At 50.8% G+C, this 11,159-nt stretch carries 6 protein-coding genes; all 6 read right to left on the bottom strand.

Features of this window, described 5'->3' with window-relative positions; genetic code table 11:
• Nucleotides 1–208: 208 nt before the first annotated feature.
• Entirely contained in the window at nucleotides 209–346 is a 138-nt protein-coding gene (locus AC6I7T_RS10640) for a hypothetical protein (RefSeq protein WP_497794591.1), read from the bottom strand.
• A 502-nt stretch (nucleotides 347–848) separates the two neighbouring features.
• Nucleotides 849–2,399 (bottom strand): AmmeMemoRadiSam system protein B, encoded by a 1,551-nt coding sequence (amrB, locus tag AC6I7T_RS10635; RefSeq protein WP_497793366.1) that lies wholly within the window; start codon nucleotides 2,397–2,399, stop codon nucleotides 849–851.
• 21 nt (nucleotides 2,400–2,420) lie between these two features.
• Complete coding sequence (amrS, locus tag AC6I7T_RS10630; protein ID WP_497793365.1) at nucleotides 2,421–3,500, bottom strand: AmmeMemoRadiSam system radical SAM enzyme; 1,080 nt, start codon at nucleotides 3,498–3,500, stop codon at nucleotides 2,421–2,423.
• Between the two features lie 890 nt (nucleotides 3,501–4,390).
• Nucleotides 4,391–5,416 (bottom strand): IS110 family RNA-guided transposase, encoded by a 1,026-nt coding sequence (locus tag AC6I7T_RS10625; RefSeq protein ID WP_497793364.1) that lies wholly within the window; start codon nucleotides 5,414–5,416, stop codon nucleotides 4,391–4,393.
• A 592-nt stretch (nucleotides 5,417–6,008) separates the two neighbouring features.
• Nucleotides 6,009–7,364 carry a Gfo/Idh/MocA family protein gene (locus AC6I7T_RS10620; protein WP_497793363.1) on the bottom strand — a complete coding sequence of 452 codons (1,356 nt, stop codon included), beginning with the start codon at nucleotides 7,362–7,364 and terminating at the stop codon, nucleotides 6,009–6,011.
• Between the two features lie 96 nt (nucleotides 7,365–7,460).
• Nucleotides 7,461–10,904, bottom strand: coding sequence for a TonB-dependent receptor (locus AC6I7T_RS10615; protein WP_497793362.1), 3,444 nt, complete (start codon nucleotides 10,902–10,904; stop codon nucleotides 7,461–7,463).
• Nucleotides 10,905–11,159: the final 255 nt, after the last annotated feature.

The raw sequence follows: 11,159 nt of genomic DNA, 5'->3' as shown, positions 1-11,159 counted from the left end.
TTCTAGAAGCGGAGGTTTGGACTCCTCCGCTTACAAAACAATTCAAGAATGGGATTATACTTCCCGACTTTAAAGCATTTCCCGAAATACTGTGAACTTTGCAAATAAGGTGAAGAGCGGCTTTCTTTCCACCACAGCAAACCAAAGACAGATTTGCTAGGGACCCCGGTCTTTGGCGGAAAGCCGCGCCAACTTCTATTGCCTCGGTCTATATCTTTTCGGGAAATACTCTAGCTGAACGCTCATGCAGCACGGAGTATTGAACAACTGAGACATCTTTGTGCGTACATGGAATGATGCCCACGGTGGGATTGTCATCAGCTCCTCGCCTCAGATCGTCCACCATGCGAACATACATATCATCTGACCAATGTCTTGATCCTTGTTCCCGAGGTCTTTAACTTCGGAAACAAGGATCTCGGACTTTTCGGATCATGTCGATCAGGTCGGAGCGGCCAGCAGGCAGAGGGCAGCCATGCCCAGCGTTCGCCTAAGCAACCCGCGAAGCCGCGTCCACGCGGCACAACTCGGTATGGAAGAGAAAAGGTGAAATTCAGAATTCAATATTGGGCGACTGCGGTCAATCATTTACATCCCTCGATCTGTACGGGTCGCGGCCATTTCGTCCGCGCGTGTAGGCTCTGAATGGAGAATGGGCGAAAATTCGTCCTCGAAGGGCGCGAGACAGTCCTCTCGCGTTATCCCATTGAAAAGATGGCAGTTGATGTTCTATTTAGAATACTCGAGAGCGCTTGCCAAAATGTTTCATCAAGGTACAGTCGAATGTTTTTGGGGGAATTCTTTTGTGGCGTTAGGCTGCGAGGGCAGCGCTTTGCTGAAATAGGCAATTACCTGGGACCGGGTTGTCCAGGTGTATGAGTTTTCCACTCCTCATCTCCAAACACCTCAGCTGTGAATGCAAAGATGTCGGTCTTCTCGCTTTTCCAGCAGTCGGGATCCATCCTGGCTTTTATGCACGTTTGGTTCAGGAATGTTTCCCGATCCCATCTCTGATCTATTGCAACCTGTGGCAACAGCAACCCTTCCCGTTCCCCATTCTTGATGAGGAGACCATCGCGTCCGACTTTTATTTGTTGGATGTCTGTTATGCGCCGCAAAGGGGAGAGCACCGATAGCTCGTATTCAAGCTGAGGCAACTCTGAAACTGAGACGGGAACAAATCTGGGATCGCGTAACGCTGCCATCGTTGCCGTATCTCGCACGGTTAGATAAAGCGGCTTGCTGGGAGAGGTATACCCGATACATCCTCGCAAATCGCCGGATTTCTTGAGGGTTACAAAGGCTCCGCGTTCCCGATTCAATATGTCGCTCGAAATTACTGGAGGTTCGTAGGCTTGCTTATTCCGTACAGCATGTTCGACGGATTCCTTTGCAATTGTCAGTAGCTCTTTCTTTTCTGCGTCACTTAATGAAAAGGATCTTTCTTTTAGAGTGTGGGATTGGTCTTTTGTCATTACTACGGCTGAGTAGCCGACAACTCTGGTTCGATCTCCATTTACATCGCCAGAATTGGCATAACGAAGCAATTGTGTCTGATTGGCGCCCATGCGTTCTGAGGCAATCATTGCCGCTACAATAGGTCCTCCACCGCAAGCTTCCCAAATGCGCATGTCGAAGTTACGCGACATGCTGAAATAGTCCCAGTCCTGGAGCGCAGAAAGCATGTTGCGATCCATCTTTTCGGCTTCGTTGTAGGTGTGGTAATGGGAAAGATCGGAGCTGGCAACGATAAGCGTATCGCGATCATGAATCATCTTCGCCAAGGCAATGCCCAGTGCTCGATCATTTTCATAACTCTGTGCTCCCATCACAATTGGAACAAGGCTGAAGTTGCCGAGTATCTTCTGTAACCACGGTAGCTCAACTTCTATAGCATGTTCGCCGCCTTGAGGAGTCGGAGTGTGCCCGTGGCTGGAAAGCTTGATCGTACGGCTGGATTTTGCCAACTGTACTGCAAACTCATGATCGACTGGAATAGTTCCTAGAGGAGTCTGATAGGAACCGCCGTCATAGACAGAGGTGAAATCGAAGGCTTCGTAGTGCGAGGGTGCAATTACGATTACCCGTGAGAATTTGCGACCCTTCAAGGCAGCAAAGGTATAGGCTGCGACCGGCCCCGAGTACTGATATCCGGCATGAGGTGCAACAACCGCGTAGATGTCTCCAGAAATCGGAACTTCGGATACCTTTGCCATCATCGTATCCATCATGGCGGTGAGTTCTTCTGGATCTGCAGGGTAAAAGCTTCCTGCAACTGCCGGTGTTCTCTGCGTAGTTGCGTGGACGCTATCGGTGTTTCGCCAAGTCTTGATTGCTGGTAGTACTATGCACATAAATATTGATGGGACCCATATTCCCGAATACGTTTTTAGATCCATATGTATGCCTTCCTTTCCTGCCTACGAGTGCCAAAGGCCTGCAATCGTCTGGTGGCAAAACGGGCAAGCACCTTTACGGATTAGCATCTGTTTCACCATGAATCCTGTGCGCTCTACGAGCAGATGGTGGCATTTCGGACAGTAAGTGTTCTCAGAAGGATGTCCCGGAACATTACCGACATATACGTAATGCAAGCCCTCTGCATCGGCAATTGCCTTAGCCCGCTCGAGTGTCTCTACAGGAGTAATGGGGAGATTCTTTAATAGATAATCGGGATGAAATTGTGTGAAGTGGAGCGGTACGTCAGTGCCGAGATTTGTCTTGATCCAGCGGGCCAATCCCGTGAACTCAGCTTCGCTGTCATTCAGTGATGGCACCACAAGATAGACAATCTCTGTCCATCGCCCCATCTTTTTGAGCGCGACCAGTGAGTTCAGGACTGGCTTTAGTTCGCCTGTAACGATTTTCTGATAATAAGTCTCGGAGAATGCCTTGAGATCGATCTTGACGGCATCAACCTTTGCATAGGCTGTCTTTAGTGCTTCTTCCTGCATGTAGCCGTTTGAAATAACGATGCTGCGAATTCCATTTTCATGAGCAGCATCGGCCGTATCCATTACATATTCGGCAAAGACAGTCGGTTCGCTATAGGTGTATGCAATCGTCGGGCAGTTGTATTCCTTAGCTAGTTCTGCGGCTGTTCGAGGTGGAATGTGATTTGAGGGAATCTGTTCCGGACGACTTTGCGAGATATCCCGATTCTGGCAAAATTTGCAATTTACATTACAGCCCGCTGTTCCTATAGAGAAGGCGAGGCTCCCGGGAAGGTAGTGGAAGAGAGGCTTCTTTTCTACCGGATCAACATGTGCGGCACAAATGCGTGAGTGAACAAGAGTGTAGTACTGGCCTCCGCGATTCTCACGTACTCCACAATAGCCGCGTTCTTTATCTCCGACCGTGCAGCCACGGGGGCAAAGAGTGCATTTGATCTTCTTATTGGGAAGTTTCTGATAGAACCTGGCTTCTTGTGTAAATAGCGTGTCGTTCTGTTCCTTGTCTTTCATATATTCCCGACGGCTTGTATCGCTCCGCTGGCGCATCTCTCCTGCCTCTGGGACAATGTAGGTTTCTATCTCCTTCGCTTACGCTTAACGGATTGTTTATTCAGTGACAATGCACACAACCTTCGGCCCATCGGCTTGAAGGTTAACGGGCAGAAGTCTGGCGATTTCTGAATCTCTTGGGTTTATGACAGAAGTGTCAAAAGGAACTGCCGAGAAAGGAGCGCACAAAGTTTAAGGAAGGACACAGCCGGAGCCGTGTCCTCAGACTTCTGACAAATCTAGCTCCACTTCAGGGGCGTGGTTTGTGTCAGTCCCGCACCGGTGATTCCGACCCGCGAAAGATGAAACTGGAGCCCGGATTTCGATGATTGATCATGGCGCTTTGTTCGAAGGATGGCAAAGGTGAAGGTTGCGGCAATCACGTTTGCACCTCGAGGAGTTACGGATAGAGGGTGGAGTCTCGCGTTCTATTAGTTTTGTTTTCTCTCCCGTTAGGGAGCATACGAGAATAGCCCATGTATGACAGCGTCGGCTTTGTCAACAGATGTTTTTGACATTCTTTCGTTTCTTTTTGGGTCATTGCTGAAAAAACGCGTAAAAGCCACCTCGGTGTGGCGAGGACGGAGTCAAGGGCGCCGTCTTTTGCGTTCATCTTGACCCTTGACGCCGGCCTTGCCACACCCCAGCCTCATTAAGGGAAGGAGGCTCAGAGTTCTTTCTCTGAGACTCCTTCCATATTTGGCGCCGCTTTTGTTTTTCCAAAACGACCAAGCTCGCCTGTCAAATAATCACTCTCGATGGCAACCGATAAGGTTCCACCAACCATGTATTCGGTCCGGTACTACTCCATGATTCCTTGTTCGAACTCCCCAAACAGGGGAGCCGGGGCGTCCAATCAGGATGTCGGCCTAAGCCGCTCCACTGGGCTAGTCGGACTGCCCCGCATGCGAACCGCGCTCTCTGACTTGCTCGTAAGTCTGCCCGGAGCGCAACATCCAATACAGTCGAACTGCTAACTTATGGGCAATTGCCACCTTGGCTACGCCATGATGCTTGCTGAGCGATAACCGTAGATAGATCCGATGCCAATCCGGATCATCTTTATGGGCTTTACTTGCAGCCTCCACCAACAACCAGCGCAGCAGAGTATTGCCTTGCTTGGTAATCTTGCCCAAACGGCGTTTATCGGAACTGGAGTCTTCGCCAGGAATCAATCCCAGATAACTGGATACTTGTTTGCCTCGCGGAAAACGTCGCCAATCACCGATGATTAGTACATAGGCCAGCGAAACTATCGGCCCAACTCCCGGATGTGTCATCAACAGCCTGGCCGCCGCATTTTCTTGGGCGGACTGTTTAACGGCTTCATCTAAAGGCTCCACCTTCTGGTTCAGATCTTCCAGCAGAGCAAGCAGATCTTGCCGCCGTTGTTGCCGCCATCCACTTAACGGCAAAGCTTCGATTTGCTGGCGACGTTGGGCGCACCAAACGCGTGCTCCCAACAACCCCTCGTTCTTGGCCAAACTATCCAATTGATTCTTGACCTTGGTGCGCATACGTACCACCCAATCGCGATGCCGTAGTAACTGGCGTATTTCTAAGTTGTCCATTGGTGGCTGCCAAACTGCAGGAAAACGATCTTCCACCAATAGCTTTAAAATATGTCGGGCATCCCGTTTGTCGGTCTTCTGCTTGCGCGGTGAAGAAGCATGAATCTGGCTTGGATCTCCGAGCAACAATAGATGCCCTAAACCACTTAGCAAACGCTGAAACCAACGAAAATTCCCCGTTGCTTCTACCCCTATGCGTACCTGCTGCCCACGAAGAGATTCATAGAATGCCGTGGCTTCCTGGATGTGTAACAACCGCCGTTCACCATATGCACCAGTCTCCGTATCCATATAAGCAATCTGCTGGAACTTCGGATGAAAATCACAGCCTATAATTAGCATCTCGGCTCCTTTCTTCCCGAGTGTTTGGTCGTTTTGCTAGCAACCACTCTACTCGGTCGGGGGAGCCGACGCTGTCATGTAATCAGGATGAAGCGAAGCGGAATCCTGGGTCGGTCGATAGGAAAAGAAGGCCCGTCCCGTAAGGGCCGGGACGAAGATCCGTCCCACGTGAATCGGGATCGTAGTCTATGCTATAGTTCCCGCGCAAAGTCTCCCCTGTAAGACCATAGTCTGTTTTGAAATTCCGTCAGATGGTCTTAAGACGGTTTGCGTCGAAAAGACACAATGAAATAGCGGAGACCAATAGGTGTGCGTTACGCGGTACTCGTTTCATACCTGCGAAGCTGGTCTTCGCCCCGGCCCTCCGGGACGGGTATCTTTCTTATGCGACGTTACCCAGGATTCCGCTCGCTTACGCTTCGCTCCGTCCTGGGCTATTTTAGATTTCTCCCTACCGGGAGAAAGTTGGCCGGACTCAAAGTCCGGCCCTGATACAATACCTTCTTTTGTCCAACGCCTACCTTTGTCAGCAAACTCAGGACACGCCCGGAGCCGTGTCCTTTACCTCTGCCCTAGAAGCTAATAACAGGCTCTAGAGTGCGATGGGAGATGTTGTCCTGTCTTGCCAATGCCCACGCGTGAAATCGGGGAACTTCATTGGACTACTTCCTTGTTCTACAGAAAGGCGACTCAATGGTCCGGGAGCCGACCAGGCTGCTGCGTCGTAGACATCCATGTCGGGGACTAGACCCTCACGCATGCACTGGAGAAGCCGGTACAACATGATGTAATCCATTCCGCCGTGTCCACCGACCTTCTTTGCCATCTCTCCTTCACTCTTCCAGAGTGGATGCTCATACCTCTTCCAGCTATCGAGAGATGCCCATTTTTCTCCTCCCTCTTGTCCATCGATATAGATGCGTGGAGGATAGTCGGCAAATACTCCCTTGGTTCCAGCGATCGTGTTGATGCGGTCATATGGGTGAGGATTCGTTACATCGTGTTTTACCGTTATGCTCAACCCCTTAGAAGTTTTGATGAGGGAGATATTCATATCGCCGTTTACATAATGTTCTGACCATTTGGCATCGGAAGAGGGGACATGTTTTTGCCGATAGGACTCAAGCCCACGATGCGGACTGCTCATGGATACAAGGTAGTCGAAGCGGTCTCCGCGCTGAATTCCCATATAGTTTGCGACTGGTCCCAGACCATGAGTGGGGTAAAGATTGCCTTCGCGCTGTGTGTGAGCTGTTCTGCGCCATAAGCCTTCCCCTTGATTCGCAAAGAGCTCTTCGCGCAAGTCGTGGATATATGCGCCTTCGCCATAGAGCAAATCCCCTAATTCTCCAGATTTGATCATGCGAAGCACCAGGGTTTCGTTATACCCGTAGCAGCAGTTTTCGAGCATGATGCAGTGGCGGCGGGTCTTCTCCGAGGTGTCGACAAGCTTCCAGCAATCCTCGATGGTAGTAGCGGCAGGAACTTCAACAGCGGCGTGCTTTCCATGATTCATGGTTGCCAGCGCCATCTCTACGTGCCAGTCCCACGGCGTGGCGATAATCACCAGGTCGAGGTCTTCGCGCGCAACGAGGGCTTCAAAGGCATGGTCGCCGTTGGTGTATAGTTCCGGAGCTTTCTGTCCAGCTTTTGCAACCAGTGATTGCGCATGCACTGCTTTCTCCTTCACCACGTCACAGAGTGCGAGGATTTGAGCATCGGCTGCGAGTAGGTTCTGTAATAAGCTGGTTCCCCGGTTTCCTGTTCCGATAATTCCGATCCTGGGATTTGTACGTGTAAAAGGAACATTCATCATGCTTGTGTAGGGCGTGCTTTCACCTTCCAGATATGAGGGGGAGAGCGCAAGCCCTACCGAACCCAGTGTTCCTAAGCGCAGGAAACCTCGTCTCGAAAGTTCAACAAATCCATTCGATTCTTTACCGGTCATCGTATCTCCAGACATGCTTGGATAGAGCACTCAAAACAATACACGAACAGTTCTGCCAAGAAGCATAACTGTTCGTGTAGGGATGGAAAATAAGTTTTAGTAGTAAAGCTTCAGTCCTAGCTGAATCTGCCGGGGAGCACGAGCAGCCGAGACGAAGCCAAAGGTTGAGGAGCCCAGGACCGTTGCATTGTTCGAGTTCTGTGGTCCAGGAGCAGCAAAGAGAAGATTCGTGTGGTTTAACAGGTTGTAGAACTCTGCGCGAAATTCCAGGCGGCGGCTTTCCCCTAAGGAGAAGTTCTTGAGCACGGAGGAATCCCAGTTTTCTACGCCGGGGCCGCGTAGGCTGTTCAGGCTGGCGTTCCCGAAGGAGCCAGGAGCAGGATCGGTAAAGGCACAGGTGTTGAAATATGTACCTTTCACGCAGGGTTTACCGTCCGCCTTCTGTCCGGGAACAACATCGGGTCTCTGCTGTCCGTCAGAGTTGGAGAAGGTGGCATTCGAGTCTGTGACCGTATACCAGGTGCCTGAGGAGAGTGTAACGATACCTGAGAGTTGCCAGCCTCCAATCAGCGTGTCGGCTAGAGCGTTTACCTTCGAGGCAAAATAGCGTCCATGGCCGAAAGGGAGATCCCAAGTGTAACTGGAGACGAAGCGATGACGAACATCGAAGTCGAGATTGCCATACTCCCACTCTGGATGTCTGCCCCAGCGGAAGCCGTCGTTATTTTGCGCACCAAGGTTGGCGTTGGATGAATTGCCGAGGGCATGGCTGTACGTGTAGTTGACCAACGCCATGATTCCTCCACGAAAATGATGCTGCAGCCTGGTCTGTAGTCCGTTATAGGAGGAATAGCCGCCGCCACTCAGGTAGTTGATGCTGGCATTGATATAGGGGAAGGGACGTCGTTCGGCATAGGAGGCGGAAGCGTCTGCCGTGGGCGCTGCCTGATTCATATTCCAGAAGGTATAGAGTTTCGTTCCTTTCGAGCCAACATAGGCAATTTCAAACATTGTGTCCTGCTTAATCTCGTACTGAACAGTGCCGTGCCATTGCATAACATAGGGTGTTGCCAGGTTGATCTGCGAAGAGAACATGTTCGGGGTATTGGGATCGCTAAGTGCTGTAGAGGGGAAGCCATTTGCTAGTCTTTCCAGCCCGGGAACGGAGCAGTTCAGCGCGCTTCCTTGATAGGAAGATTGGCTGCAGTCTGCGTTATAGCTTTGGCTGGAGAAGTACGGTGGATTGAATCCGGGGCTGGGATTACTATAAGGGCCGCTTTCATCTCCATTAAAGAAGATTCCATAGCCCCCGCGAAAGACGAATTTAGGATTGATCTGATAGGCCAAACCCAGGCGCGGTCCAAAGTTCTTCCAGTTGGAATGAATCAGCTTGTTCGATGCGGTGTGATTTACAGGTAGAATCTGGGCCAATGTCGGCGTAAGGCTTACATGACTGCTGCGCGGAATATCGAGAAATCCGGTAATAGGATTGAAGTTAGCCTGCGAATTATGTCTCTCCGTAATAGGGGAGAAGAATTCATAGCGAACGCCAGCATTCAAAGAGAGCTGTGGCGTTATGTGCCAGTCATCCTGAGCAAAGAATGCGAAGACCTTTCGGAAATAATCGACATTGTTCAGGTTGTTGATCGTGCCACCGCTTGGCTGTCCGGTGAGCAGCGTTGCATAGCCACTGCCTCCCGTGCCTTGCGCTGCTGGGTTATCCGTGAACTGTGTGCCAAAGCTAAGAGAGCCACGCGGTGCGGCTGGCTGATAGATGGTGAATTCTTCCGGTCTGTATTCCCCTCCAAACTTCCAGCTGTGATTGCCCTGAATCAGCGTGAAGGTATCGGAGAAGTTATAGGTGTTCTGAATTTCATTCGAAGGCAGGAATGTGGGGCTGCCGAGCGTGGCCATGTCATTGAAGGTCATTTGCGGCAAGCCGCCATTGGAGGTCCCTTTCGCGTAGGGAACGCCTGGGAAGCCTAATGCTGCCGATACATCCTGGTTGTAATTGAACTGCACTCGAATGGAATGAAGGCGGTTATATCCGAGTCGGAATTCGTTGACTCTTTTCGGTGAGAAGATGTGCGTTTCACTTGCAGCGATGCTGTAGCCGTTGTTTTGCTCGATGCCGGAGAAGAATCCGCCGCCATCTGCGAAGCCCGTAAATGGGCTGGGAATCGTAGAAGGCTGGCGGCCCATGCTGAAGCGATAGAAGGCATTATCGTTTGGTGTAATTACCTGGTCGATACGTACATCGCCCTGATTTCGATCTCGAATCAGGATTGGATTCGAAAGATAGTTATAACCGGATGCTGAGGCATTGGGCTTGGGGTAAAGAGTGGCAAGTTTTAGACCTAAGGCATCGAGTTTGGACGCAGGGATTGCATTCGAGGGGGTCCCGTCGGCTGAGTAACTGAACGGAACGCCGCAATACCCTGTTGCACTTGATGCGTTCGCTTGTGTTTGTGTCGTATCGAAGAGCTCTCCAGCGTAGGTTGGACGGCCATTGCAGTCCAAAGCGGTGGTCGGTGCCGTGAGATCTAGTTGGCTGGAGAAATCTCCTGCGCGTTGTGCATCTGTCGGTACAAGAGTGGTGTAAGTTTGCCCCTGGCGCACTCGCAGCCCTTCGTAATCTACGAAGAAGAAGAGCTTGTTGTGCAGGACTGGACCTCCGGCGGTGGCTCCAAATTGATTCTGATGATAGGGCGGAAGCGTGGAGTCAAAGTAGTTTCGTGCGTCGAACATCTGATTGCGCACGAACTCATAGAGAACTCCGTGAAACTGATTTGTGCCGCTTTTAATGGTTGCGTTTACAACAGCTCCTGTGGCACGTCCGAACTCAGCTGCATAGGAGTTGGTTTCCACCCGAAACTCCTGCAGAGCATCGACCGAGGGCATGATCACATAATTTGCTTCATTCAACAGATCGGGAAGATTGGAGTTGTTATCAATGCCGTCGAGAAGGAAATTGTTCTGCAGCGAGCGGGCACCGTTTGCACTGAAGCCGTATCCGTTCTCGTCACGAGATCCCGGTTCGCTGATGGTTACTCCGGCGGTGAGTTGTGCGAGTTGAACGGGATTTCGCCCATTCAGTGCAAGCGTCACCATCGTTTTGCTATCTACCAGCTGGCTACGGTCCGAGGTCTCGGACTCTAGCAGTGGGGTAACCGCACCTACCTCGACAGTTTGTGTGATGGCTCCAGGCTGAAGCTCTACATCTAGACGCTGCCTCTGCTGCACGTTGAGAGAGAGTGGTCCTAGTTCAGCCTTCTTGAAATTTGTCGCTGTTACGGTGACGCGATAGGTGCCGATGCGCACCGGAGTGATTGTCCACTCTCCAGTGGTGTTACTGACGGCGTGATATGTGTAGTTTGTTTCCAGGTTGACGGCGTCAACCTTTGCTCCGGGAACTACAGCTCCGGAGCTGTCTGTCACCTGGCCGGTCATGGAAGCTGTGTCCTTCTGCGCGAACATTGGACAGGGAAGGAGCAGTAGGGTAAGGATGGCCCGAACGGAACAACGATGTAGGGATTGCATCGGAACTTCCCTTCGTGTTTTGATATTTGACTCTTATATTTCCATTTATTTCGAATACTTTCGTATGTTGGCCGAGTTTAGGATCAATGCTTTCACCTGTCAATGAAAATCTACTCGATATTTCGCAAAATATCTTGAAGTTTGAGCGACTATCCAACAAAATCCTGGGTGAATCGGGCTACCGGCTACTCGGAAAATAAGAAATATAAAGAAAGTTTTAATAACAAATAGAAATGTGATATCAAGTTCTAGAAC

This window comes from Humiphilus diazotrophicus (genome assembly GCF_059726315.1).
The sequence above is the reverse complement of the archived record's forward strand: the minus strand, read 5'-3'. Positions and strand labels throughout refer to the sequence as shown.